The sequence below is a fragment of the Bacteroides sp. HMSC067B03 genome, assembly GCF_001811315.1.
Lineage (GTDB): Bacteria > Bacteroidota > Bacteroidia > Bacteroidales > Bacteroidaceae > Bacteroides > Bacteroides faecis.
The window spans coordinates 148,673-174,131 of the sequence record NZ_KV804301.1; the positions used below are offsets into that span (position 1 = coordinate 148,673).

The window sequence follows — 25,459 nt, forward strand, 5'->3', positions numbered from 1 at the left end:
TAGGCACGGATTACGCGGATGAACACGGTTGTTTTTTACGTAATCATAGCACTAAAACCGTGAAATCCGTGTAATCCGTGCCTAATCCTCAATTTATAATTTTGTTCATTTCCGATTTGAAATGAAGAATGAAGAATTACTTTGCAGCGTGATAGCGCAGCCAATTCTTCATTCAAAACCATTCGGAAAGAAATTAATCGGGCAAACAGAGTTATTCGTCCCGGTACTCAGTTCGATTCGCCTCGGTGCTTAACCCTGCCCACTTCGGTGCTTAATCATTCTCACCTCGCTGGTCAGGTTTATTAAGCTCGGCGGTCAAGGTTACCAAGCCGGGAGCTCAACGACAAGCCGAAGTATTTTATTCCCTTTTTTCGATTAAATTAACTCTGCCAACGGGATACTTTCCGGAAAAAGCAGTACCTTTGTCATTCGTAATCAATAAAAAGAAGGAAGAATGAAAAAGATACTTTTTTTAATGACCTTGTTAGTGGTAGGAGTAAGTTTCGCTTTTGCCCAGACTAACGCTGATATCAAGTTTGACAAAACAACACACGATTTTGGAAAATTCTCTGAAAACAGTCCGGTAGTAAGCTGCGTATTCACTTTCACTAATATCGGTGACGCTCCTTTAGTAATTCATCAGGCAGTAGCATCTTGCGGATGTACAGTGCCGGAATATACCAAAGAACCGATCCAGCCGGGAAAGAAAGGTACAATCAAAGTAACTTATAACGGAACAGGCAAATATCCGGGACACTTCAAAAAATCAATTACCCTGCGTACCAATGCAAAAACAGAGATGGTACGACTCTATATTGAAGGCGATATGACCCCGAAAGATGAGAAGAAAGATGAGAAGTAAGAAAAAATAGACCATAAAACGTAAAGGAGAATCTTTTGGTTCTCCTTTTTTTTTGTTTACTTTGAAGTCTTAAAGCATAAACTACTAAAAATATAATATGAAACAAGAAGAAGACAAATTCACCGGACTACCTGAAAACGCGTTCAGAGAGTTAAAACCGGGGGAAGTGTACAATCCCCTGATGAGTCCTTCCAAGAATTATCCGGAAGTAAATTTTTGGTCAGTAACGTGGGGTATCGCCATGGCAATCCTTTTCTCGGCAGCAGCCGCCTATTTGGGGCTGAAAGTGGGACAAGTGTTCGAGGCAGCTATTCCAATCGCCATCATCGCCGTAGGAGTCTCTGGAGCAGCTAAAAGAAAAAATGCGTTAGGAGAAAATGTAATTATCCAGTCCATCGGGGCATGTTCCGGTGTCATCGTAGCCGGAGCCATCTTCACCCTTCCCGCCCTCTATATCCTTCAAGTCAAATATCCCGAAATGACGGTCAGCTTTATGCAGGTATTTATCAGTTCATTGCTGGGTGGTGTATTGGGTATCCTGTTCCTGATTCCTTTCCGTAAATACTTCGTCAGCGATATGCACGGCAAATATCCTTTCCCGGAAGCGACTGCTACAACGCAGGTACTGGTATCCGGCGAAAAAGGCGGCAGTCAGGCTAAACCGTTACTGATGGCAGGAATGATCGGTGGATTGTATGACTTCATCGTAGCCACTTTCGGCTGGTGGAACGAGAACTTCACTACCCGTGTATGCGGCGCCGGAGAAATGCTGGCAGAGAAAGCGAAACTGGTATTTAAAGTAAATACAGGAGCTGCCGTACTCGGCCTGGGCTACATCGTCGGACTGAAATATGCTTCCATCATCTGTGCCGGATCACTGGCAGTGTGGTGGATCATCATTCCCGGAATGTCTGCCATCTGGGGAGACAGCGTATTGAACGCATGGAATCCTGAGATCACCTCTACGGTAGGCATGATGAGCCCCGAAGAAATCTTCAAGTATTATGCCAAAAGCATCGGTATCGGCGGTATTGCCATGGCAGGTGTCATCGGTATCATCCGCTCATGGGGAATCATCAAGAGCGCTGTCGGACTGGCTGCCAAAGAAATGGGTGGCAAGGGCAACGTAGAAAAAAATATCATGCGTACACAGCGCGACCTTTCAATGAAAATCATCGCTATCGGTTCTATCATTACGCTGATTCTGATTGTACTGTTCTTCTACTTCGACATCATGCAGGGAAATATAGTACATACACTGGTAGCGATTGCACTCGTAGCAGGTATTTCGTTCCTGTTTACTACCGTAGCCGCCAATGCGATCGCCATCGTAGGAACCAATCCGGTATCGGGAATGACGCTGATGACACTGATTCTGGCTTCCGTAGTGATGGTGGCTGTCGGACTGAAAGGTCCTTCGGGCATGGTTGCCGCGCTCGTTATGGGTGGTGTGGTATGTACGGCACTTTCAATGGCAGGCGGTTTCATCACTGACCTGAAAATTGGTTATTGGCTGGGTAGCACACCTGCCAAACAGGAAACATGGAAATTCTTGGGAACAATCGTTTCAGCAGCTACAGTAGGCGGTGTCATGATTATCCTGAACAAGACATACGGATTCACCAGTGGCGCACTGGCTGCACCGCAGGCCAATGCGATGGCTGCCGTGATAGAGCCGTTGATGAGCGGTGTAGGCGCACCTTGGTTGCTGTACGGTATCGGTGCTGTACTGGCCATTGTACTGACATTCTTCAAAATTCCCGCACTGGCATTCGCACTGGGTATGTTTATTCCATTGGAACTGAACGTGCCGTTGGTAGTGGGTGGTGCCGTCAACTGGTACGTTACGAGCCGCAGCAAAGATACAGCGCTCAATACGGAACGAGGTGAAAAGGGAACACTGCTGGCATCCGGCTTCATTGCTGGAGGCGCTCTGATGGGCGTAGTCAGTGCGGCAATGCGTTTCGGCGGCGTCAATCTGGTCAACGAAACATGGCTGAACAATACTTGGTCGGAAGTGTTAGCATTAGGAGCTTACGCTTTATTGATCCTCTACTTTATCAAGGCTTCCATGAAAGTAAAATAATATGAGGAAACTATTATCTGTTATAGTATCACTTATGACTGCAATGACATTTGCACAACAGCCTGTCGAGCTGCCTTTGTGGCCCAACGGTGCTCCCAACTCCAACGGACTGACCGGTGGTGAAAAGGAAGTGTCACCCCATAGGCTCAGCAATGTCACAGCCCCCACCATAACCGTTTACCGTGCCCCACAGCCGAACGGAATGGCGGTCATCATGTGTCCCGGAGGCGGCTACAGCCGCCTTGCGATGGATCATGAAGGACATGACATGGCACCTTGGTTCTGCGGACAAGGCATCACTTACATTGTACTGAAATACCGGATGCCGAACGGTCATTGCGAAGTGCCCTTGTCGGATGCAGAAAGAGCAATTCGCATCGTACGTGAACATGCCGGAGAATGGAACATCAACCCTCGTAAAATAGGAATTATGGGAGCATCTGCGGGAGGTCACCTGGCCTCTACCCTCGCTACCCATTACAGTGCGGAAACCCGTCCGGATTTTCAGATTCTGCTCTATCCGGTAGTTACCATGCTGCAAAACACTCATGGAGGTTCGAGAAATGAGCTTCTGGGCAAAAGCCCGACAACGGAGCAGATACGACACTTCTCCAACGAACTGCAAGTGACATCTGATACTCCGCAGGCATTTATCGTTCTCTCCTCCGATGACGGCGCTGTGCCTCCTTCCAACGGGGTGAACTATTATCTCGCCCTACAGAAGAACAATGTTCCCGCATCACTTCATGTCTACCCTACAGGAGGACATGGCTGGGGATATCGGGACAACTTCAAATACAAGCAACAGTGGACGCAGGAACTGGAAAAGTGGCTGCGTGACGGTGTCGTATTTCCCCAAGATGCGGAGCCGATGTTAAGAATCGGAAAATCGTATCTGGGCACAAAGTATGTAGCCAACACGCTGGATCAGGGAACAGAAGAGACGTTAGTCATCGCCCCCCAAACAGTAGATTGCCTCACCTTTGTAGAATATACGCTGGCACAGGCATTGGGTTCTTCTTTTGCCGATAACCTGCAAAAGATACGTTACCGGGACGGCATCATAGACGGCTATACTTCGCGGCTTCACTATACCTCCGACTGGATTGAGAACGGTGTCCGCCAGGGACTTCTGGAAGATGTCACCGCCCGAAACAGCGCACAGACCACCAAGCTATCCCTCTCTTATATGTCCACCCATCCCAAGCAATACAAGCATCTGGCAGATTCGCCGGAAAACGTCAAACGGATGGCTGAATATGAGAAAGCATTGTCCGGAAAGAAGGTGCACTGGCTGCCTAAAAACAAACTGCCCGACACGGGACTCCCGTGGATCATGGACGGAGACGTGATTGCTATCACCACGAAGCTTCCGGGACTGGATATAGCTCATGTAGGGATAGCTAACTTTGTAAACGGAAAGTTGCATTTGCTCCATGCTTCTTCTACTCTGGGCAAGGTTGTCCTCAGCGAAGAGCCTCTCAGCCAAATGCTCAACAATAACAAATCGTGGACAGGCATACGTGTCGTCCGGATGTCTCACCCTTAAAACAAATGATTATGAAACGAGTAAAACATTTCCTTCTCGCCTCGTGTTTGTTGCCTGCTTTTCTGGGAGCACAAGGAGTGGCAAACGCCTCTTTTCTGGAGATTACTCCGGATGCCCAATCGGCAGGTATGGCCGGCACAGGATTAGCTATCACTGACAACGGAAGTACGGCTATCTTTCATAACGCTTCCACCATCGCTTTCTCACAGGATGTAATGGGTGCCAGCTACTCATACGCTGACATAAATAAGGACTATGGTATGCACAGCGCTTCCCTCTTCTACCGCATCGGACGGGAAGGGAAACATGGATTTACCGTAGGATTCCGTCATTATAAAGATGCTGATTTTCATTGGGAGGATGGTCCGAAAGACCATGCCCGTGCCTGGAATCTGGAGGCTGCCTATTTCAGAAATATAGCCAAGAACCTGTCGGTATCATTAACGCTCAGATATCTACAGGCAAAAGCCTATAAGGACGCGGACAGCAAAGGATCGGTATCTATGGATTTCGGTGCCAGCTATCATCGCAGCATGGCTATTCTGGATGAAATGGCCTCATGGACTATCGGCTTTCAGGCCGCCAACTTAGGCGGTAAACTGGACGGTCAGAAGCTGCCTGCCCGACTCGGACTGGGTGGAGCGGTCGATCTTCCGTTCAGCATGGAAAACCGCCTGCAAGTAGCACTCGACTTGAACTATCTGCTGCCATCCGAATACCGCCATCTTCAAGCCGGTATCGGAGCTGAATACAACTTCTTGAAATACGGTGTAGTCCGCGCAGGATACCATTTCGGAGACAATGACAAAGGTACAGGCAACTACGGTACACTGGGATGCGGAATCAACTTCTGGCCAATCCGTGCAGACTTCTCGTACGCACTGGCAGACAGCGACTGCTTTATGCACCGTACGTGGCAACTCAGTGTTGGAATAGTGTTCTAAGCTCTTTCAAGCAGTTTCCTAAGCTCGCATTCAAGGCGTTGCTTCACTTCGTCCACAGGCACTTCGTGCTTCAACTCTTGACGAAGGGAAGTGACGCCTTTATCTATAAATCCACAGGGATGAATATAGCTGAAATAGCGTAAATCCGTATTCACATTCAGAGCCAGACCGTGCATAGTGACGTAGTGGCTGCTCCTCACTCCGATCGCGCAAATCTTACGGGCACGGGGGGTGTTTCCCTCCAGCCATACACCTGTCGCCTTCTCAAGCCGCCCCGCTTCAATGCCATAGGAAGCACAGACACGTATCACAGCCTCTTCGAGCAGGTGCACATATTCCTTCAATCCCAGCTGAAACTCCTCCAGATTCAATATCGGATAACAAACTAACTGTCCGGGACCATGATAAGTGATGTCCCCTCCCCGATCTATATGATAAAGAATAGCCTGAATGGCTTTCAACTGCTCGTCATTCAACAGCATATTATTTTCCTTTCCGCTACGCCCCAAAGTATAGACATGCGGATGTTCGCACATTATAATACGATTTTCGTACGTTTCTCCCTGCGCTTTTGCACGGACAACGGCATCAAACCATTCCGTCTGCCGCTGCCATGCTTCGGAGTACGGAATCAAATTCCAATCGACTAATACAGTTTTCATGAGGACAAAAGTAAGAAATAAAAAGAAAAATCGTACATTTGTAGACCGAATATAACAAGCACTTTAAACCAAAGATAACAAACACTCTTATGAAAATGGAAGTTCCACAAGTAGATTTGCCCCTGGAGGTGTTAGCATGGACCAAAGTAACTGAAGATATTCTGAACATCTACAAACAATCGTGCCGGTTACAGGCGTGCATTTTCGCAGTCTGTACGGAAGGTACTATGAAAGTCTCCATCAACCTGCTGGAATATGAGGTTCACCCGAATGACCTGATCACTTTATTGCCCGGCACCATCATTCAGTTCCGCGAGAAAGCGGAAAAGGTAAGTCTCTGCTTTGCCGGTTTCTCCGCCAAATGTATCGGGCATATCAATCTGTTGACGACAATCGGAAGCGCCTATCCCAAACTGATAGAACAGCCTATCATCCCTCTTTCCGAAAATATCGCCGACTATCTGAAGGAATATTTTGCCTTATTATCTCATGCCAGTTGTGACGAGTCTTTCAAAATGGATTCCAAATTGGCAGACCTGTCGCTTCAGACTATTCTGACAAGTGTCCAGCTGATGTACCGGAATTATACGGGAAACAATCATTCAAACCGTAAGAAGGAGATTTGCCGGAAGTTGATTCAATTAATTACTGAACACTACAAGGATCAGCGCTGTGCACAGTTCTATGCCGATCAGCTGGGAATCTCTCTTCAGCATCTGAGCACCACCGTCAAGCAAGTGACGGGAAAAAGCGTGCTGGATACCATAGCCTATATCGTCATTATCGATGCCAAAGCGCAACTAAAAGGCACGGATATGACGATTCAGGAGATAGCTTATTCGTTGAATTTTCCTAATCCCTCTTTCTTCTGCAAATTCTTCAGACGGCATGTGGGAATGTCTCCTCTGGAGTTTAGAAACAGTTGAGTCTGGTAATAAAAGCTACTTCTAAACATCGGTCAACATAATAATATTAGGCACGGATTACACGGATTAACACGGTTTTAAGAGATTAAACAAACTATTAAAAACCGTGTTAATCCGTGTAATCCGTGCCTAATTTAAAATCATAAAGGAGCGCTTTATATGCTCTCTGCTTAAATCTTCCTTCTTCCCAAACTCAACGAATTGAGCACTACACTCACACTGGAGAATGCCATAGCAGCACTTGCCAGCATCGGATTCAGCAACAATCCGTTGACAGGAAATAAGACTCCGGCAGCGATAGGAATACCGATCAGATTGTAGATGAATGCCCAGAAAAGATTCTGATGGATCAGTCGTACAGTCTGTCTGGACAGTTCAAAGGCTTTGGGGAGTAACAACAAATCGGAAGTCATCAATGTCACCATAGCGACATCCATGGCGATGTCCGTTCCCTTCCCCATCGCAATGCTGACGTCAGCCAATGCAAGAGCCTGCGAGTCATTGATACCGTCGCCCACCATGGCTACTTTCTTTCCTTGCATTTGCAGTTCACGCACAAATTCGGCTTTGTCATCCGGCAAGGCATCTGCCACAAAACGCTCAATGCCCAGACGGGAAGAGACCGCCAAAGCCGTCCGCTGTCCGTCACCGGTGAGCATACAGATGTCAATACCCTGTCGTTTCAGTTCTTTCACCGCTTCAGCAGAAGTTGCCTTTATCGGGTCGGAAACTGCAATAATAGCCAGAAGCTCGTTCTCACGTCCAAAGTATATAATTCCGTTCCCATCCGATTCGTAATGTACCAGCATATCCGCCATGACATCACTGACCGTAGCACTGAAATCTTTCAGAAGTTTGTGGCTTCCTACCCAGTAAGTATTGCCCTGATAAGACACCTTTATCCCTTTTCCTGTGATACTTTCAAAGCTGCTCAAAGGAGCGGGAGTTATCTTTTCCTCATCCTGAAGTACAGTTACAATCGCACCTGCCAACGGATGCTCCGATTTTAGTTCGGCAGCCAGAAGTACATTCTTGAAATGTTCTTCCTGCGGCTGTGCCCACAACCATCCGGTAGCGGTAGGATGCCCTTCAGTCAATGTCCCGGTTTTATCCAGCACCACTACATTGACCTTACGCATCTGTTCCAGAGCAACGGCATCTTTGATCAGAATATGCTGTCCGGCAGCCTTACCGATTCCTACCATTAATGCAGTAGGAGTGGCAAGCCCCAAAGCACAGGGACAGGCTATGACCAGAACAGATACAGCAGAAAGAATACCGTAAGAAATATACTCACTGCCACCGATGGCAACCCACAATATAAATGTCAGGATGGCGATTCCGAGCACGACAGGGACAAAAATCCCAGTAATACGGTCGACAATACGCTGCACAGGAGCTTTGCTGCCTTGTGCTTCCTGCACCATGTGAATGATGCGCGCAAGCACTGTATCACTTCCCACCTGGGAGGCACGAATGATAAATGACCCGCGCTGATTGATTGTCCCGGCAAGGACTTTGTCGCCCTTTTTCTTCTCTACCGGAATCGGCTCACCGCTAATCATACTTTCATCCACATACGATTCTCCTTCCGAAAGCTGGCCATCCACCGGAATCTGTTCGCCGGGACGGACTACAACCCTATCGCCTACCTGCAAGAGGTCTATTTGTATCTCCTCCTCTATCCCGCCACGCAACACACGCGCCACTTTGGGCTGCATTCCCATCAGCCTGCGAATTGCGTCCGAAGTATTTCCTTTGGCACGTTCCTCCATCATTTTTCCGGTCAGAACGAAAGCAATGATCACTGCGGAAGCTTCGTAATAGACGTGTGGTTCCAATCCGCGATCTGTCCAGAACTGCGGAAAGAAGGTATTGAATAAACTGAAAAGGAAGGCTATCGAGGTACTTAACGCGACCAGCGTATCCATATTACTACGCCCGACCTTGGCCTGCTTCCATGCTCCCGTAAAGAAACTGCCTCCGAAGAGTACCATTACCGGAATGGTGAGCACCATCTGTATCTCGTTAGAATATGGCATGTGCATCAATACCATAGAAAAGATAAGGAGCGGTACGACAAATATCCACGCACCGATCACTTTCCGTTTCAGGCGGAGATAACGCTTATGCTGCTCCTCCTCCCGACGTTCTTCTTTATTCGCTTCTTCTACAATCAAGTCATAACCGGCAGCAAGTACCGCTGCACGAATTTCTCCGGGAGTCAGCTTGTCGTCCTCATAAGAAATCGTCAATGTATTTGAAGCAAAGTTGACGGAAGCATCAACGACTCCCGACAACTTTTTCACTGTTTTTTCTACATTGTTAGCGCATCCCGCACAATGCATATTGAGCACGGGAAACGCCTTTTTTGCTATATTACCCATATAATCCTTACTCTTTAATGATTAGTAGTTATAAAACAAGCCAATATGGGTATTTGTTCGATTACTTCTTATCGGCTTTCTTTTCTTCTTTTTGAGATTCTTGTTTGCCGTCTTTCTTGCCTTCCTGTTTGGTTTCTTTCACAAACTCCGCCTCGTAATTGAACTTCTTGAATCCTGCCTGCAACTTCTTCACGTCCGTCTTCTCGGCATCGTAGGTGATAGACACCGTTTTGTCCTTCAGCTCGGTAGAAAGTTCTTTCACACCTTTTTCAAAGCGCATATTGTTTTTCACTTTCTTCTCGCAGTTCTCGCAATGCATCTGAGAGACTTTGAATACTACGACGCGAATGTCTTTTGCCAGTACAGCTGTCACACTCAAAAGAGCCACCACGAAAGTGGCCATCCATCTTCTTGTTTTCATTTTTCTTATTCTTTTAATGGTCATCATTCATTTCTGTTTTTATCACTTTAGTCACTGTTTCTTGCCAGATTGAAACGTACTCCGATATACGCCTTTGCTCCGTGCACAGGTCCCCATATCATCGTAGAGTCAAAGTTACTTCCCCACGGATTCGCAGCATCAATGATCGGGTTCTTCTGTTTGAAGTTGGTCAGGTTCTCCCCTCCTACGTAGATGGACCAACGACGGAAATAGCGGGTTATTTGAGCGCTCAATTGTTCGAAACTACCGTAGCGGCGCTCCCAGGACAACTGACCGTCCGCCAATTCATAAGGAGCAGGCATTCTTCCTCCGCCATTGAGTTGGAGCGTAGCATCAAACTGCCATATTCCGAGTGGTGTCTGATACGAAGCGGTCAGCAATCCCTTGTATTTACTGGTCAGTGGTTTCTCCATCCGCTGACCTTTGTAGGTTGTCTGAGCATCCGTCAGACGGTAAGCCCCTGTCAAAGTAAATCCTTTGAAAAAAGGATAGCTTGCCTCTACTTGGAACACATGCGAATAGGAACGTCCATCGAGATTGTAAAAAGCGACTTCGTGAGGATTGCTGTCCATATCTACTACTACTTGTTTCAGGAAGTTGGTGTAATAGTACTCGGCATTGATATTCAGCGTCTTGCCTAATATGGGTATATATGTAGATACGCTGGCGCCATAGTTCCATGCTTCTTCCATATCCAGCCCGTTCGCTATTTCAACCTTTCGGCTGCTGGAAAGCAGGTAATTGTTCTCTGCCAGTACATGATTCGTACGGTAACCTTTTCCGGCAGACAGGCGGAAGTGTACATACTCATTCGGATTGTATTTCAGATGCGCACGCGGGGTCACAAAGAAGCCGTGCTCACTGCTATAATCGCCGCGCAGACCTGCCATCAGCATCCACTGGTCATTCAGATTCAACGTATATTGCACATAGACTCCGGGAACCGCTTCTTTGGCAAATGCCTTTATAAGCGGCAATTCCGTTTTATTCTCCAGCCGATAATGCTGGTCATAGGCGTCATAGTTGAAACTCAATCCTGCCGAGAAACTGTTCAGCTTATTAAATTCCGTTTCAAACATCAAAGAAGCATACGCATTCGTCTGGTCTACATTGTAGAGTTTTCGTCCGTACATCGCATCCTGATTGTGCCAGCTGGCAGAAAGAATCAATGCCAGATTCGTATTCTTCTCCTTATTGAATATATAAGCATTCTTAGTAAAAAGCTCATAACGCTCGGTATCGATTCCTACCTTATAGAGATCATCGGACTGCATACCTGCATGATGTGCCTGTCCGCTGTTCCGGCTTTCGGACAATGCCTTGAAACCTGCTTGAAAAACATAGTGATCTCCCATATATGCCCATCGGTTCCAGACATTATATTGCTCTACCCGGGGAATATCTACGAAGCCGTCATCATTGCCGTCGTGTGCTTTGGTCTCGTTCTCATAATGTGCCAGCAGAGAGGTGCTCCAGCGTTTGGACAACTTCAGGGTGGCATCTGCATTCGCCTCATACCGACTGGTACTGCTTGCGAAAAGATTGGCGGATACCCAGTCGGCTTCCGGCAACTGCGGCTTTTTAAACTCGACATTGATTTGTCCTGTGATAGCTTCGTAGCCATTCTTCACAGAAGAGATTCCTTTGGAAACCTGTATGCTCTGCATCCACGTACCGGGAACATATCCCAGTCCATAAGGGGAAGCCGCGCCACGATAGTTCGGGATATTCTCTGTCAGCATCTGCACATAAGTTCCGGACAATCCGAGCAGTTTAATCTGTTTGGCTCCCGTTGCAGCATCCGAATAACTCACGTCCACCGAAGGGTTGGTCACAAAGCTTTCTCCAAGATTGCAACAGGCAGCTCTACTCAATTCGGCACTGCTTATCATCTCTTCATTCATCACACTGCTCCGCAACTTCATCGTTCCCATTCTGCGGCTGACCACATTCACTTCATTCAGCTCTACACCATCCCGAAGGATGATATCCAGCTCCTGATTCTTCTTGCTGACATGAATCGTATCATTCTGAAAACCGATAAAACTGACCACCAGCATGTGACTTTTCGAAGGTTTGGAGATAGAAAAACTACCATCTTCTTTCGTTGTTACTCCCTGACCCGTATTCATCCAGAATACATTAGCACCCGGAATGGGTTCTCCGGTATTATCTTTGACCGCCCCCCGTACTTGCGCATAGGTTGTAACCGCAAGTAATGAGAACAGGCCCATTATCATATATTTCATTCTTTCTTAAACTTATTGTTGAGATACAAAATTAATTCATTTCTCTTGCAACTAAATTGCATTCATTCCCTTTGCTTTCATAACCTGCAATGGCTGAAAACAAAGTTCCATCGGACACAAAAAAATGAAATAACGCTAAATCAGGAGAACAGAATGTAACGCCAACTTCTGCCTCGGACAGGGAGGTGGTGGAAAGGGAAGACTGGAATAGTCTGCCGTTTGATCTATGGAGGCAAAAGCAAATAACTGACAAGATTGTTCACAGAAAAGCGTTACCACTGGAACAGAAACTGTCAGTGCGGAAACATGCTTCATCAAATCGAGCTTATAGATAGTGGCTGTACAGCCCTTTTCTCTACAGTCTTTCTTTGAATCGCACGTATGAGACTTCTTACACTTGGGACAGCCATTGGCACAACAGCCTTGCACTGCCTCACAACGGGAACAGCAGTAATGGACAATAGACACTCCTGCCCCTGAATAGATAATCAGGAGAGAAAGAATCACTGCTGTTATGTAGGCTAGTCTTTTCATTTCGGGAGACAAAGATAAAAATAAAAATGTACTATTCCAGCAATATGATCAAATTAAATAATTCTCCTTTTTCATCCATACTACTGATATTATCCGTATATTTGACCACATATTAGTCCTTATTAAACACATTATGTTATGGAATATCATCGTATATCTTTCATCCACAACGATACAGAGTATTCGTTCATCAAAGCTATAAACAGGAACTTAACGGGATACGCTTTAATGTCGGCCTGTCGGGTAGAAGTGGTCAGTTATATGAAAGAAAACAACTTGAAAGGCAGCTACATATTAACCGGTATGTCAAAGGCTTAATCACATGAAAGCAAAAAGGGAGCAGATATTAATCAGAACTTCTTGGATAAGTACTATCGGGAACGCCATACTTTCCGCATCAAAAATCATCATAGGCTTATTTGCCGGCAGTCTTGCCGTGCTGGGCGACGGCATCGATTCGGCAACGGACGTAATCATCTCCATTGTCATGATTTTCACAGCACGCATTATCAATCAGCCGCCTTCCAAGAAGTATGTATTCGGTTATGAAAAGGCCGAAGGGATTGCAACTAAGATTCTGTCGCTTGTGATTTTTTACGCGGGTGTGCAAATGTTGATATCATCCATTGGAAGCATCTTCACTGACGAGAGTAAAGAAATTCCGTCGGCCATTGCTATATACGTCACTATATTTTCTATCATCGGCAAACTCCTGCTGGCTTCATATCAATACAAACAGGGAAAGAAAATAGACAGTTCCATGCTGACAGCCAATGCGATCAATATGCGTAATGACGTGATCATCTCCTCCGGTGTGTTGCTGGGACTTATATTCACGTTCATATTCAAACTGCCTATACTCGACTCTATCACAGGACTAATCATCAGTCTCTTTATTATAAAATCTTCGATCAGTATTTTCATCGATTCGAATGTAGAATTGATGGATGGAGTCAAAGATGTCAATGTATATAATAAGATATTCGAAGCGGTGGAGCAAGTACCCGGTGCGAGTAATCCACACCGGGTAAGGTCAAGAATGATCGGGAATCTTTATATGATTACCCTCGACATAGAGGTAAACCCGCAAATAACAATCACACAGGCACATCAGATAGCCGATTCTGTGGAAAAAAGTATAAAAAGCTCTATAGACAATGTCTATGATATTTTGGTACATGTAGAACCTGCCGGTGAATGCCAGACAGATGAGAAATTCGGAATTGATAAAGGTATGGTGAATTAACTATTAACTGCAAGTATTAATGAACATGTATATGTTCACCGGACCCTGTTATAATGATTCCACCCAGATCACTTACCACTGTTTCATGTTTTCCATCCGGAGTGACTATGATGGAACCGGTCTGTATTATATGCTTTCCATCCGTCGTTACACGTATTCTGGAACTTGTATCTTCTTTTTTATCTTTCTTTGAGGATTTATCGTCTTCTTTCTTATCCTCTACGATCCGAATTTTATTACAATCATAGTCATAATAATTCTTCATTTTAGTTACTTTATCATCAACAAACCAAATCTTTGCGATATTTAATCCATAGCAAAACTCTAAGACCTCTTCCTTTTCATCAAAACTTCGATAAGTTGGCTTACCCAAAATAGCTATCACCCCTCCAGAAGACATTCCGAGTTGAATACGACTCAATTTTTCATAATTAATTCTGCTGGTATAGCAACTGCTGAGCAGTATCACCAGCAACAAAGACATAAGGTACTGATTCTTTTTCATATTAAGTATAGTTTAGTAGTTTTATACTACAAATGTAGCATGAGAAAACTCTCTTTGCAAAGACTTCTTCCTATTTGCAAGTAGGGATTTCCCTACCTATGAAATTTCCTTAGCTAAGAAAAACAACAGGGGCAACCTACAACTAACAAGCCCTTTTCATCCCCCCCTCACACCCTGAAGAAACGACGGGAGATACTTTTAGAACAAGTATCTCCCGTCGTTTCTTCGTCCAATTATCCCTATTGACTAACTATACCGCTTGGCTATCCACAGCACCCGCCAAGAATCAATGGCTGCAAACCTTACTGATATCCACCGTAAACTCTTCACCGGCTGGCATGAATTTCCCTTTTCTTTTGAGAAACTCTATCAGTTCGTCTACTTCCATATTATCTGCCGAACAAGCATAAAAACGCTGATGTTCGCCAAACTTCTCCACGATTGCAGCTCTCAGAGTTGCTTCAGTATAACTATTTCCCTCCATCATGTGAAGGACTTCATGTGCATGTAACTGTTCCATAATCTATTTTTTCTGCAAAGATAAGTGCAGTGCATCGATTAAAACTGTAACATATGTGACAAAAGCAAGAAAAAAAGAATCATTAACAATGGCATCCCCTATATGCATTCCCCAAAAAACTAGCTGAATATTTTTCCTTTTTTATTCGCAGTATTCGGTTATTTCATTTATATTTGTCGATAGTGATAGATATGATCAATGTTGAATTTATAGAAAAAACGGGTATGAAAAAACAATATGTCAGCCTGCTTGCGGTTATACTTTCGGTAAGCGGCTTTTTGTTTTCTTGTCATGACAAGATGAACAAAAACACAGGAGCATTACAGTTCGATAGTATACAGGTAAACGAGACGGCACACCTCTTTAATGATACAGCCAAACCGGCATGCAATATTATCATCAACTTCGCCTATCCTGTCAAGTCATCGGATGATATGCTGAAAGATAGTCTGAATGCATACTTCATCTCCGTATGCTTCGGAGACAAATATATCGGCGAAAAACCGGAAGCAGTAGTGAAGCAATACGCTCAGAGCTATATTGACGAGTACCGCCACGACCAGGAGCCTATGTATGCCGAAGACGAAAAGAATAAAGAGAGCGATGCAGTAGTAGGCGCATGGTATTCCTACTACAAGAGCATCGAAAGTCATGTGCAACTATATGAGAAAGACCTGCTTGTATACCGCGTTGACTATAACGAATATACCGGAGGCGCACATGGCATGTACATGTCAACTTTCCTAAATATGGACCTTACCCTGATGCGTCCGCTTCGCCTCGACGATATTTTTGTAGGCGACTATCAGGAAGCCCTGACAGACCTGATATGGAACCAGCTGATGGCCGACAACAAAGTGACAACACACGAGGCACTGGAAGACATGGGATATGCCTCGACCGGAGACATCACACCGACAGAAAATTTTTATCTGAGCAAGGAAGGTATCACCTTCTACTATAATATATACGATATCACACCGTATTCGATGGGTCCTGTCAAAGTCACGATTCCATACGCCATGATGGAACACCTGCTGGGCAGCAACCCTATTCTCGGAGATTTGAAAGATTAAACAGTTATTAAAAGATTGAACACCAATGAATATCCTATTGTTATTGCCCCGTGTGATGCAAGAGGATATTCATTTCACTTATAATTCTAAATTCACCATTCAAAATACTTAAAGTGGAAATCATACTGAAATATTTTCCGGATCTGACGGAAGAGCAGCGCCAACAGTTTGCTGCTCTATACGACCTCTACATCGGCTGGAATGCGAAAATCAACGTCATCTCCCGCAAAGACATCGAGAATTTATACGAGCATCATGTGCTCCATTCATTAGGCATCGCCAAAGTGATTCAATTCCGTCCCGGAACCAGCATCATGGATCTGGGTACAGGAGGAGGCTTTCCCGGCATTCCGCTCGCAATTCTTTTCCCCGATACCAAGTTTCATCTGGTAGACAGCATCGGCAAGAAAGTACGCGTGGCAACAGAAGTGGCAAATGCCATCGGACTGAAAAACGTCACCTTCCGCCATGCCCGTGCAGAAGAGGAAAAACAACTGTTCGACTTTGTGGTAAGTCGTGCCGTAATGCCTTTGGCGGACCTGATCAAGATTATCAAAAAGAACATTTCTCCCAAGCAGCAGAATGCTCTGCCTAACGGACTGATCTGTCTCAAAGGAGGCGAACTGGAGCACGAAACGATGCCGTTCAAGCATAAAACAGTCATCCACAGCCTGAGCGAAGACTTTGAGGAAGAGTTCTTTGAAACCAAAAAGGTAGTATATTCACAAATATAGGAATCAGGAGTTACCAAAACCATGAAAATAAAGAGATTTGAATTTAATATGTTTCCCGTAAATTGCTACGTTTTATGGGATGACACAAAAGAGGCGGTGGTCATTGATCCAGGCTGCTTCTATGAAGAGGAAAAACAAGCACTAAAGAAGTTCATCCTCACCAATGAATTGAATGTGAAGCATCTGCTGAATACTCATTTACATCTGGATCACATCTTCGGCAATCCATTTATGCTGAAAGAATTCGGCCTGTCGGCAGAAGCCAACAAAGCAGATGAGTTCTGGATTGATGAAGCTCCGAAACAAAGCCGCATGTTCGGCTTCCAATTACAGGAAGAGCCGGTTCCATTGGGAAAATATCTGCACGACGGAGATATTATCACCTTCGGACACACCAAGCTGGAAGCAATCCATGTTCCCGGACACTCACCCGGCAGCCTCGTGTATTATTGTAAAGAAGACAACTGCATGTTCTCCGGTGACGTATTGTTTCAAGGCAGTATCGGTCGCGCCGACCTGTCAGGAGGCAACTTCGACGAACTGATCGATCACATTTGCAGCCGTCTATTCGTACTTCCTAACGAGACAGTCGTCTACCCCGGACACGGTGCACCTACGACCATCGGAATGGAAAAAGCAGAGAACCCATTTTTCAGATAGTAATTTAGGTATTAGGTATTAAGTATTAGGTATTAACCGAAGCTGATGATAGCCGTGGCTGATGATATGCATATCCGCATGGATAATACCTAATACTTAATACCTAATACCTAATACTCAATACTTATAAATCAAAAATTATGAAAACAGATTTGTTAGCTAGCCGTCACATCGGCATCAATGAACAAGACACAGCCGTGATGCTTCGTAAAATAGGCGTAGACTCACTGGATGAACTGATCAACAAAACCATTCCTGCCAACATCCGCCTGAAGGAACCACTGGCACTGGCTAGTCCGTTGACGGAATACGAATTTGGAAAACACATTGCCGGACTGGCAAGTAAAAACAAACTGTATACTACGTACATCGGATTGGGGTGGTATAATACAATTACTCCTGCCGTTATCCAACGGAATGTATTCGAAAATCCCGTGTGGTACACTTCCTACACGCCTTATCAGACGGAAGTATCACAGGGAAGACTGGAAGCATTGATGAATTTCCAGACCGCCGTCTGTGATCTCACCGCTATGCCGCTTGCCAACTGTTCGCTGCTGGATGAAGCGACTGCCGCTGCCGAAGCCGTAATCATGATGTACGCACTTCGTTCACGCACTCAGCAGAAAGCAGGTGCCAATGTAGTCTTTGTAGACGAAAACATTTTCCCGCAGACTTTAGCAGTAATGACTACACGTGCCATTCCACAAGGAATTGAATTGCGCGTAGGCAGATACAAAGAATTCGAACCCTCACCGGAAATCTTCGCCTGCATTCTTCAATATCCTAATTCCAGCGGAAATGTAGAAAACTATGCCGACTTTACGAAGAAAGCACATGACGCGGACTGTAAAGTTGCCGTTGCCGCCGATATTCTGAGCCTTGCCCTGCTGACCCCTCCGGGAGAATGGGGAGCGGATATTGTATTCGGTACCACACAACGCCTGGGTACACCGATGTTTTACGGTGGTCCTTCGGCTGGTTACTTCGCCACACGTGACGAGTACAAGCGGAATATGCCGGGACGAATCATCGGATGGTCCAAAGATAAATATGGCAAACTCTGCTACCGAATGGCCCTGCAGACACGCGAACAGCACATCAAACGGGAAAAAGCGACTTCCAATATTTGTACGGCTCAGGCATTACTCGCAACAATGGCCGGCTTCTACGCCGTATATCACGGACAGGAAGGAATCAAAACGATTGCTTCGCGCATCCACAGCATCACCGTTTTCCTTGACAAGCAATTAAAGAAATTCGGATATACCCAAGTCAATACACAGTATTTCGACACACTACGTTTCGAACTGCCGGAACACGTTTCAGCCCAACAGATTCGCACGATTGCATTGAGCAAGGAAGTAAACCTGCGCTATTATGAGAATGGAGATGTAGGCTTCAGCATTGACGAGACAACAGATGTAGCAGCTACGAATGTGCTGCTTTCCATCTTCGCCATCGCTGCCGGCAAGGATTACCAGAAGGTAGAAGATGTACCGGAAAAGAGCAACATCGACAAAACGCTGAAACGTACCACCTCTTTTCTCACGCATGAAGTATTCTCCAAATACCATACGGAAACGGAAATGATGCGTTACATCAAACGTCTGGACCGGAAGGATATTTCATTGGCACAGTCTATGATTTCTCTCGGATCGTGCACTATGAAGCTCAATGCAGCCGCTGAAATGCTGCCTTTGAGTCGTCCGGAATTTATGAGCATGCACCCGTTAGTACCGGAGGATCAGGCAGAAGGATATCGTGAACTGATCGGCAATCTGAGTGAGGATCTGAAGGTTATCACCGGATTTGCAGGTGTCAGCCTGCAGCCAAATTCGGGTGCTGCGGGAGAATATGCCGGCCTGCGCGTTATTCGTGCATATCTTGAAAGTATCGGTCAGGGACACCGCAATAAGATATTGATTCCGGCTTCGGCACACGGCACAAATCCGGCATCTGCCATACAAGCCGGATTTGAGACCGTCACCTGCGCATGCGATGAGCAAGGAAATGTGGATATGAACGACCTGCGTGCCAAAGCCTTGGAAAACAAAGAAGAACTGGCAGCATTGATGATTACCTATCCGTCAACACACGGTATCTTCGAAACGGAAATAAAAGAAATCTGTGAGATTATCCATGCCTGCGGCGCACAAGTATATATGGACGGGGCCAACATGAATGCACAAGTAGGATTGACCAATCCGGGATTCATCGGTGCAGATGTTTGTCACTTGAACTTACATAAGACGTTTGCTTCACCGCATGGTGGTGGCGGTCCGGGTGTAGGTCCTATCTGTGTAGCAGAGCATCTGGTGCCGTTCTTACCGGGACACTCGATCTTCGGCAATACACAAAACCAAGTTTCCGCAGCTCCGTTCGGTAGTGCGGGTATCTTGCCTATCACGTACGGTTATATCCGGATGATGGGAGCAGAAGGGCTGACTCAGGCAACTAAAATCGCCATTCTCAATGCCAACTATCTGGCTGCCTGTCTGAAAGATACTTACGGTATTGTTTATCGGGGAGCTACCGGTTTCGTTGGACACGAAATGATTCTGGAATGCCGCAAAGTACATGAAGAAACGGGAATCTCTGAGAATGATATTGCCAAACGCCTGATGGATTATGGCTATCATGCACCGACTCTCTCCTTCCCTGTTCACGGTACGCTGATGATTGAGCCGACCGAAAGCGAAAGTTTAGCAGAGCTGGATAATTTCGTGGATGTCATGCTGAATATCTGGAAAGAAATCCAAGAAGTGAAAGATGGAGAAGCAGACAAGAATGACAATGTATTAATCAATGCCCCGCATCCCGAATATGAGATTGTGAATGATAATTGGGAACATTCTTATACACGCGAAAAAGCTGCGTATCCGATAGAAAGCGTACGTGATAATAAATTCTGGGTGAACGTGGCCCGCGTAGACAATACGTTGGGAGACCGGAAGTTATTGCCGACCCGCTACGGAAGGTTCGAATAAGAATAAACTTCCAGAGGAAATCTGTACACAGGAAAAAATAAGCCCGGGGCTCGCATCTGCTGAGCTCCGGGCTTACCTTTGCAGGCACCGAAGTATTCCGATAAGCACCGAGCTAAATGAACATAAGAAACGATGCCGGAATCTTCCGGTTATCATACTGCCTTCATTCCATGTTTGCCGGAAACATAGCTGGGTCCTATCTGACAACAGTCACTGTTCCAGCCTTGACCGCCTTCTCCCTCATTGAGATTTTAGGATCGGCATATCCCAAAGCTACACAGCCATATACTTTATGGTCTTTCGGTACACCCAGCGAAGTTATCAATTCACGGACTTCGGGATCATCGCAAGTTGTTCCTAACTGATTGATCCAGCAAGAACCGATCCCCAGAGAATGGGCAGCCAAAAACATATTCTCAATAGCACAGGCACAGTCCATACCGGCCCACCATTGCGTCGGTTCATTGGATACGATCACTAAAGTCGGGGCATGATAATAACAGCAATACGTTTTGCTGTGACCGCGCTCCTGTAATTTCGGCTCGTCACTTTTAGCGAAAGCTCCTTTAATCCGTTCATTCAATTCAGACAGTTTATCTGCATTCTGAATGGCAGTAAAATGCCACGTCTCCAAGTGCATCCCACTGGGGGCAAAAGTGGCAGCTTCCAAAATAGCCTGCAAGTCTTCTTCCGAAACCTGCCGGTCAGTATAAGCCCGTACACTACGACGCGCTTTGATGTTCTCTAAAACTTCATTCGTTTTCATATACTATATTTACTATACTTACAACTCGTTCACCACTTGCAATTATCGTTTTACGAGCCCGATCTTGGCATTCAGTTTGAAGTAATACGTTCCGTTTTCTCTTTCCAGAAAACCGTATTTGTCCTTATCCAGAGAGCCTTTCTCCAAACGGGTATTCAGAAACAGAAAATCCTCCATCACCGGTCTTTCTGACTTATGATAGCAAAGTACTTCTCCGCTCCCATCCATCAACAAGATACCTTCAACAGCCGAATCCTGTCCTGTATATATCTTCGCCGGACGCATGCCCAATGCTAACGCCATCAAGAACTGCTTTATTTTAAACTCATAAAAACCATGTTTGTTTACCAGCTCATCTTTTATCTTCAACGGGTTCATCTGTTTGATTACTTCCGTCAATTCGCTGATACGGGTAATATCATCCAAATGCATGATGCGTACCATTTCAGTCAGCACACGGGGGAAATGTAAATCAATCATCAAAAGATTGCTACGGAATACCCGATCTGCCACGTCCGAATATTTGAGTACCCCGCCCAAGCGTTCAATCAGCAACATTCGCTCTGCCACTTCATTAGGAGCTTCCGGCAACGCATTAATCTTATTTACGGTAGGAGTCGCAAATTTGACTCCGCTCTGCTCCAGTTTCAAGTTGGCTGTGCGGCCTCCGTCCAACAACGGGTTCATAGCCCCCAGCCGCGAACGGACGCTGAACCCGCTCAACGGTGCCTCCGGATGCCAGAAAGCAATATAAAAATCGGTACGATCTTCCGTCTTTGCTTCCAAATCGAAAATAGCGACCTCATCCAGAAACTCTTCCACGCCATCGGGAGAAGTGACCTCCTCTTCCGAAGAAGATTTGACGGCCTGTAAGATTAACTCTGCCACAATCCCGAAATCTTCCCGGGGAACGGACTTCTCACTATTTTCGCCTTTGATGCGGACACTCTCTTTTTCTATATAATAACAGCGTGTTCCGTCATGTTCTTCCCGTTGAATCATTGCGACAGGCCAGCTGATCTCTCCCTTCTTCGCCTTAGCCGTGCCCAACGCTACTTTTCCTTCCGCCAATAGACGAAAGAAAGTATAGAGTTCACACCATTCTCTTTTTGTTGCTTCAAATGCCATATATTCTTACTTTTCTTTATTACATTCATTCTGCCTGACAAGCTGCAATGGATTACTCTTCTTCAAGAATCCGTGCAGTCTCTACTTTCTCCAATCGTGCACGCAGTTTGGGCATCATGGAACGACGGATACGCAACGTCATGCTACAATCCATATCGTACGACTGACTGAGAATTTCCGGTTCTTCCTCCTTTACAATACGCATAATGTCGTTCATAAAAGGGTATTCAAACATCACAGTCACTTCCTCATCCACCGTTTTTTCTATAATGGTAGCGGCGGAAATTGCTTCGGCAGCGGCTGCTTTATAGGCAACAATCAGTCCGCTCGTACCCAACTTGATCCCTCCAAAATAACGGACTACAATAATCAGAATGTCAGTCAGCTCATTAGAGTTTATTTGCCCGAGGATGGGCTTTCCCGCCGTTCCCGAAGGTTCACCATTATCATTGGCGCGGAAATCCTTTCGCGCCGCACCCAACATATAAGCATAGCATACGTGCCGGGCATCATAATACTTCTTCTGATACGTTTCAAGATGCGCTTTTATCTCATCAAGGGTACGCACAGGCAAGGCGATGGCAATAAACTTGCTTCGCTTTTCTGTATAAATACCTTCGGAAGGTTCGACGATAGTTTTATAAGTATCTTCAGCAGTCATGCCGCAAAGATACGGCTTTCTTGATGAAATTCCATCTGCTGCCCGAAAATATTAGAGTATCTCACCGAAACGACTGCCTCATTTGATTCAATCGGGCAGGTTTTCAGGCAGATTCGAACGGCCATTCAGAGGCAATCGAGCGGTTATTTCAACACAAACAAGCGGTCAACTTCTCACAAACATCTTGTTGATTGTGAGAGATTGACCGCTCGATTTTTATAAAGTATATACTTTAATCCAATTTATGAATTACTAGTCCCGAACGAAGTTTCGGTTCGAACCAAGTCGTTTTGGGCGGCATAATATTACCGGTGTCAGCAATGTCCATCAGTTGCTTCATGGATACAGGATAAAGTGCCAAAGCTACTTTCATCTCTCCACTGTCGACACGTTTCTTCAATTCTCCCAGACCACGGATACCACCAACAAAGTCGATACGCTTATCGGAACGGAGGTCTTTTATTCCCAAAATCTCGTCTAAAATCAGATTTGAAGAAATAGTAACATCAAGTACACCGATAGGATCATTGTCATTGTACGTGCCTGCCTTTGCAGTCAGACTATACCACTTGTCACCCAGATAGAGCGAGAAATTGTGTAAACCGGACGGTTTGTAAATTTCAGTTCCCTTTTCCTCTACAACAAAGTTCTTGTCCAATGCTGCAAGAAACTGTTCGGGAGTCAGTCCGTTGAGGTCTTTTACTACACGGTTATAATCGATGATAGTCAGCTGATTGGCAGGAAAACATACAGCCATGAAGTAGTTATACTCCTCATCACCGCGATGATTCGCATTCTGCTTTGCTTTCTCAGCCCCCACCAAAGCGGCAGCAGCGGAACGGTGATGTCCGTCGGCAATATAAAGAGCCGGCATTTTAGCAAATTCAGCAGTTATCGAAGCAATATCTTCGTCCTGGTCAACAATCCAGAAAGTGTGCCCGAAGCCGTCACCCGGAGCGATGAAGTCATAAACAGGCTTCTCGGCGGTATATTTCCGAATGATTGTATCCAGTTTCGCATTATCGGGATAAGCAAAGAATACCGGTTCGATATTCGCATTGTTCACACGGACATGCTTCATACGGTCTTCTTCCTTATCACGACGGGTAAGTTCGTGCTTCTTGATGATGCCGTTCATGTAATCAGGAACATAAGCGCCTACTACCAGCCCGTACTGAGTTTTCCCGTTCATGGTCTGGGCGTAGATGTAATAGTTTTCCTTAGCATCCTGCACTAACCAGCCTTTATCCTGAAACAACTGGAAGTTCTCGGCAGCTTTCTTATAGACACACTCATCGTGCTCATCCGTGCCAACAGGAAAATCTATTTCGGGCTTAATGATATGATAAAGAGACTTTTCGTTTCCTTCTGCTTCTGCACGTGCTTCTTCTGAATTTAACACATCGTAAGGACGTGAAGCAACCTGTTCAACCAGGTCTTGCGGCGGACGAACGCCCTTGAAAGGTTTAATTATTGCCATGATATTAGTATTTTATATATATAAATTAAAAGCCACAGACTTCATGAAAATCTGTGGCTCAAATATACTACTTATTTCTAAAAAAGACATTCTGTAACAGAGTGTTTTTATTCAGAATATAACTTACTTGTTTACTCTGAACTTCTCGCAGCCGTCTTTCAGGAAACCGACAATCTGTTGAGCAGCAGCAATACCAGCATTGATATTTGCTTCGGCAGTCTGTGCACCCATCTTCTTCGGAGTAGAGAAATAACGTCCGGCAAACTTCTCTGCAAATTCAGCGTTAGCAGCAGGCATGATATCTGTCATATACTTGAAGTCAGCACGTTCTTCCATCAATTTGATCAGCTCGGCTTCGTTGATCACTTCCTTACGGGCAGTGTTCACCAGCATAGCACCTTTCGGCATGTCTTTCAGCAAAGCGTAATTGATAGAGTTCTTCGTCTCAGCAGTTGCCGGAATATGAAGAGACACTACCTGACAAGTCTTGTACAGTTCTTCTGCCGAATCAAGAGCTTTCACACCATCTTTCTCAATCACTTCTTTCGGGCAGAAAGCATCGTAAGCATATACTTCCATTCCGAAGCCTTTAGCTATACGGGCAACGTTACGACCCACATTTCCGTACGCATGGATACCCAGTTTCTTACCCATCAATTCTGTACCGGAAGTACCGTTATAGAAGTTACGAACGGCGTATACCATCATCCCTAAAGCCAGTTCGGCAACTGCATTCGAGTTCTGTCCCGGAGTATTCATTACACAAACATTGTGAGCAGTGGCAGCAGCCAGGTCTACATTATCGTATCCTGCACCTGCACGAACTACAATCTTCAATTCTTTGGCAGCATCCAGCACTTCTGCATCAATAATATCACTACGGATAATGATAGCGTTAGCATCTTTCACTGCGTCCAGCAACTGTGCCTTATCGGTATATTTCTCCAGCAAAGCAAGCTCATATCCGGCTGCTTCGATTTCTTTACGGATACCGTCTACAGCAACTTTGGCAAACGGTTTTTCAGTAGCTACAAGTACTTTCATAATTAATC

Annotated in this window: 23 protein-coding genes; 11 read left to right on the top strand and 12 right to left on the bottom strand. The window is 45.5% G+C overall.

Annotated features, from left to right (window positions below):
• The first annotated feature begins 454 nt into the window (after positions 1–454).
• The 4 genes from HMPREF2794_RS06280 (at position 455) to HMPREF2794_RS06295 (ending at position 5,441) form a co-directional block, all read left to right on the top strand.
• Positions 455–862, top strand: coding sequence for a DUF1573 domain-containing protein (locus HMPREF2794_RS06280; protein ID WP_010537858.1), 408 nt, complete (start codon positions 455–457; stop codon positions 860–862).
• Between the two features lie 97 nt (positions 863–959).
• Positions 960–2,948, top strand: coding sequence for an OPT family oligopeptide transporter (locus tag HMPREF2794_RS06285; RefSeq protein ID WP_010537857.1), 1,989 nt, complete (start codon positions 960–962; stop codon positions 2,946–2,948).
• 1 nt (position 2,949) lies between these two features.
• Complete coding sequence (locus HMPREF2794_RS06290; RefSeq protein ID WP_022301600.1) at positions 2,950–4,497, top strand: N-acetylmuramoyl-L-alanine amidase-like domain-containing protein; 1,548 nt, start codon at positions 2,950–2,952, stop codon at positions 4,495–4,497.
• An 11-nt stretch (positions 4,498–4,508) separates the two neighbouring features.
• Positions 4,509–5,441: a PorV/PorQ family protein gene (locus HMPREF2794_RS06295; RefSeq protein ID WP_022301601.1), complete on the top strand. Its 933-nt coding sequence runs from the start codon at positions 4,509–4,511 to the stop codon at positions 5,439–5,441.
• Here HMPREF2794_RS06295 and lipB read toward each other — a convergent pair.
• Positions 5,438–6,103 carry a lipoyl(octanoyl) transferase LipB gene (gene lipB, locus HMPREF2794_RS06300; protein WP_029425531.1) on the bottom strand — a complete coding sequence of 222 codons (666 nt, stop codon included), beginning with the start codon at positions 6,101–6,103 and terminating at the stop codon, positions 5,438–5,440. The two genes, HMPREF2794_RS06295 and lipB, sit on opposite strands and share 4 nt — an antisense overlap.
• An 89-nt stretch (positions 6,104–6,192) precedes the next feature.
• Between lipB and HMPREF2794_RS06305 the strand changes: the two genes are divergently transcribed.
• The gene (locus tag HMPREF2794_RS06305) at positions 6,193–7,029 is read left to right on the top strand and encodes a helix-turn-helix domain-containing protein (RefSeq protein WP_010537853.1); all 837 of its coding nucleotides are present in this window, start codon (positions 6,193–6,195) and stop codon (positions 7,027–7,029) included.
• Positions 7,030–7,199: 170 nt separating this feature from the next.
• Here HMPREF2794_RS06305 and HMPREF2794_RS06310 read toward each other — a convergent pair whose 3' ends face one another.
• From HMPREF2794_RS06310 to HMPREF2794_RS29420, 4 genes are all read right to left on the bottom strand, one after another.
• Positions 7,200–9,416, bottom strand: a complete 2,217-nt coding sequence (locus tag HMPREF2794_RS06310; RefSeq protein WP_010537852.1) for a heavy metal translocating P-type ATPase — start codon at positions 9,414–9,416, stop codon at positions 7,200–7,202.
• A 61-nt stretch (positions 9,417–9,477) separates the two neighbouring features.
• The gene (locus HMPREF2794_RS06315; protein WP_022301604.1) at positions 9,478–9,837 is read right to left on the bottom strand and encodes a heavy-metal-associated domain-containing protein; all 360 of its coding nucleotides are present in this window, start codon (positions 9,835–9,837) and stop codon (positions 9,478–9,480) included.
• A gap of 47 nt (positions 9,838–9,884) precedes the next feature.
• Positions 9,885–12,107: a TonB-dependent receptor gene (locus HMPREF2794_RS06320; protein WP_070751168.1), complete on the bottom strand. Its 2,223-nt coding sequence runs from the start codon at positions 12,105–12,107 to the stop codon at positions 9,885–9,887.
• Between the two features lie 135 nt (positions 12,108–12,242).
• Positions 12,243–12,641, bottom strand: coding sequence for a hypothetical protein (locus HMPREF2794_RS29420; protein WP_055269997.1), 399 nt, complete (start codon positions 12,639–12,641; stop codon positions 12,243–12,245).
• Positions 12,642–12,779: 138 nt separating this feature from the next.
• On the opposite strand from HMPREF2794_RS29420, the gene HMPREF2794_RS06325 reads away from it, so the two are divergent.
• Both HMPREF2794_RS06325 and HMPREF2794_RS06330 read left to right on the top strand, forming a co-directional pair.
• Complete coding sequence (locus tag HMPREF2794_RS06325; protein WP_055270000.1) at positions 12,780–12,959, top strand: hypothetical protein; 180 nt, start codon at positions 12,780–12,782, stop codon at positions 12,957–12,959.
• Positions 12,960–12,963: 4 nt separating this feature from the next.
• The gene (locus HMPREF2794_RS06330) at positions 12,964–13,887 is read left to right on the top strand and encodes a cation diffusion facilitator family transporter (RefSeq protein ID WP_010537849.1); all 924 of its coding nucleotides are present in this window, start codon (positions 12,964–12,966) and stop codon (positions 13,885–13,887) included.
• Between the two features lie 16 nt (positions 13,888–13,903).
• Here the strand turns inward: HMPREF2794_RS06330 and HMPREF2794_RS06335 are convergent, their stop codons facing one another.
• Positions 13,904–14,392, bottom strand: a complete 489-nt coding sequence (locus HMPREF2794_RS06335; protein ID WP_229099411.1) for a hypothetical protein — start codon at positions 14,390–14,392, stop codon at positions 13,904–13,906.
• Positions 14,393–14,678: 286 nt separating this feature from the next.
• Positions 14,679–14,912 (bottom strand): YecH family metal-binding protein, encoded by a 234-nt coding sequence (locus HMPREF2794_RS06340; RefSeq protein WP_010537846.1) that lies wholly within the window; start codon positions 14,910–14,912, stop codon positions 14,679–14,681.
• Between the two features lie 224 nt (positions 14,913–15,136).
• Here HMPREF2794_RS06340 and HMPREF2794_RS06345 point away from each other — a divergent pair, with 224 nt between their 5' ends.
• From HMPREF2794_RS06345 to gcvP, 4 genes are all read left to right on the top strand, one after another.
• Positions 15,137–15,988, top strand: a complete 852-nt coding sequence (locus tag HMPREF2794_RS06345) for a DUF3298 and DUF4163 domain-containing protein (RefSeq protein WP_070751170.1) — start codon at positions 15,137–15,139, stop codon at positions 15,986–15,988.
• 113 nt (positions 15,989–16,101) lie between these two features.
• On the top strand, positions 16,102–16,722 hold the full coding sequence (gene rsmG / locus HMPREF2794_RS06350) for a 16S rRNA (guanine(527)-N(7))-methyltransferase RsmG (RefSeq protein WP_070751171.1): 621 nt from the start codon (positions 16,102–16,104) through the stop codon (positions 16,720–16,722).
• A 21-nt stretch (positions 16,723–16,743) separates the two neighbouring features.
• Positions 16,744–17,382 carry an MBL fold metallo-hydrolase gene (locus HMPREF2794_RS06355; protein WP_070751172.1) on the top strand — a complete coding sequence of 213 codons (639 nt, stop codon included), beginning with the start codon at positions 16,744–16,746 and terminating at the stop codon, positions 17,380–17,382.
• A 140-nt stretch (positions 17,383–17,522) separates the two neighbouring features.
• Positions 17,523–20,372, top strand: a complete 2,850-nt coding sequence (gene gcvP / locus HMPREF2794_RS06360) for an aminomethyl-transferring glycine dehydrogenase (RefSeq protein ID WP_070751173.1) — start codon at positions 17,523–17,525, stop codon at positions 20,370–20,372.
• 196 nt (positions 20,373–20,568) lie between these two features.
• Here gcvP and HMPREF2794_RS06365 read toward each other — a convergent pair whose 3' ends face one another.
• The 5 genes from HMPREF2794_RS06365 to HMPREF2794_RS06385 all read right to left on the bottom strand — a co-directional run bounded on the left by HMPREF2794_RS06365 (position 20,569) and on the right by HMPREF2794_RS06385 (position 25,451).
• On the bottom strand, positions 20,569–21,138 hold the full coding sequence (locus HMPREF2794_RS06365; RefSeq protein WP_010537841.1) for a nitroreductase family protein: 570 nt from the start codon (positions 21,136–21,138) through the stop codon (positions 20,569–20,571).
• Between the two features lie 42 nt (positions 21,139–21,180).
• Complete coding sequence (locus tag HMPREF2794_RS06370; protein ID WP_010537840.1) at positions 21,181–22,266, bottom strand: HpaII family restriction endonuclease; 1,086 nt, start codon at positions 22,264–22,266, stop codon at positions 21,181–21,183.
• A gap of 52 nt (positions 22,267–22,318) precedes the next feature.
• Positions 22,319–22,927 carry an IMPACT family protein gene (locus HMPREF2794_RS06375; RefSeq protein ID WP_010537839.1) on the bottom strand — a complete coding sequence of 203 codons (609 nt, stop codon included), beginning with the start codon at positions 22,925–22,927 and terminating at the stop codon, positions 22,319–22,321.
• Between the two features lie 232 nt (positions 22,928–23,159).
• Positions 23,160–24,407, bottom strand: coding sequence for a DUF1015 domain-containing protein (locus tag HMPREF2794_RS06380; protein WP_010537838.1), 1,248 nt, complete (start codon positions 24,405–24,407; stop codon positions 23,160–23,162).
• A gap of 123 nt (positions 24,408–24,530) precedes the next feature.
• The gene (locus HMPREF2794_RS06385) at positions 24,531–25,451 is read right to left on the bottom strand and encodes an NAD(P)-dependent oxidoreductase (RefSeq protein WP_010537837.1); all 921 of its coding nucleotides are present in this window, start codon (positions 25,449–25,451) and stop codon (positions 24,531–24,533) included.
• Positions 25,452–25,459 lie beyond the last annotated feature (8 nt).

Coding starts and splice junctions, on each gene's coding strand:
- HMPREF2794_RS06385 (WP_010537837.1), bottom strand. CDS start 25,451: ATGAAAGTACTTGTAGCTACTGAAAAACCGTTTGCCAAAGTTGCTGTA.
- HMPREF2794_RS06375 (WP_010537839.1), bottom strand. CDS start 22,927: ATGACTGCTGAAGATACTTATAAAACTATCGTCGAACCTTCCGAAGGT.
- HMPREF2794_RS06365 (WP_010537841.1), bottom strand. CDS start 21,138: ATGAAAACGAATGAAGTTTTAGAGAACATCAAAGCGCGTCGTAGTGTA.
- HMPREF2794_RS06320 (WP_070751168.1), bottom strand. CDS start 12,107: ATGAAATATATGATAATGGGCCTGTTCTCATTACTTGCGGTTACAACC.
- gcvP (WP_070751173.1), top strand. CDS start 17,523: ATGAAAACAGATTTGTTAGCTAGCCGTCACATCGGCATCAATGAACAA.
- HMPREF2794_RS06340 (WP_010537846.1), bottom strand. CDS start 14,912: ATGGAACAGTTACATGCACATGAAGTCCTTCACATGATGGAGGGAAAT.
- HMPREF2794_RS06315 (WP_022301604.1), bottom strand. CDS start 9,837: ATGAAAACAAGAAGATGGATGGCCACTTTCGTGGTGGCTCTTTTGAGT.
- HMPREF2794_RS06310 (WP_010537852.1), bottom strand. CDS start 9,416: ATGGGTAATATAGCAAAAAAGGCGTTTCCCGTGCTCAATATGCATTGT.
- HMPREF2794_RS06330 (WP_010537849.1), top strand. CDS start 12,964: ATGAAAGCAAAAAGGGAGCAGATATTAATCAGAACTTCTTGGATAAGT.
- lipB (WP_029425531.1), bottom strand. CDS start 6,103: ATGAAAACTGTATTAGTCGATTGGAATTTGATTCCGTACTCCGAAGCA.
- HMPREF2794_RS06305 (WP_010537853.1), top strand. CDS start 6,193: ATGAAAATGGAAGTTCCACAAGTAGATTTGCCCCTGGAGGTGTTAGCA.
- HMPREF2794_RS06345 (WP_070751170.1), top strand. CDS start 15,137: ATGAAAAAACAATATGTCAGCCTGCTTGCGGTTATACTTTCGGTAAGC.
- HMPREF2794_RS29420 (WP_055269997.1), bottom strand. CDS start 12,641: ATGAAAAGACTAGCCTACATAACAGCAGTGATTCTTTCTCTCCTGATT.
- HMPREF2794_RS06355 (WP_070751172.1), top strand. CDS start 16,744: ATGAAAATAAAGAGATTTGAATTTAATATGTTTCCCGTAAATTGCTAC.
- HMPREF2794_RS06380 (WP_010537838.1), bottom strand. CDS start 24,407: ATGGCAATAATTAAACCTTTCAAGGGCGTTCGTCCGCCGCAAGACCTG.
- HMPREF2794_RS06295 (WP_022301601.1), top strand. CDS start 4,509: ATGAAACGAGTAAAACATTTCCTTCTCGCCTCGTGTTTGTTGCCTGCT.
- HMPREF2794_RS06370 (WP_010537840.1), bottom strand. CDS start 22,266: ATGGCATTTGAAGCAACAAAAAGAGAATGGTGTGAACTCTATACTTTC.
- HMPREF2794_RS06290 (WP_022301600.1), top strand. CDS start 2,950: ATGAGGAAACTATTATCTGTTATAGTATCACTTATGACTGCAATGACA.
- HMPREF2794_RS06335 (WP_229099411.1), bottom strand. CDS start 14,392: ATGAAAAAGAATCAGTACCTTATGTCTTTGTTGCTGGTGATACTGCTC.
- HMPREF2794_RS06325 (WP_055270000.1), top strand. CDS start 12,780: ATGGAATATCATCGTATATCTTTCATCCACAACGATACAGAGTATTCG.
- HMPREF2794_RS06285 (WP_010537857.1), top strand. CDS start 960: ATGAAACAAGAAGAAGACAAATTCACCGGACTACCTGAAAACGCGTTC.
- HMPREF2794_RS06280 (WP_010537858.1), top strand. CDS start 455: ATGAAAAAGATACTTTTTTTAATGACCTTGTTAGTGGTAGGAGTAAGT.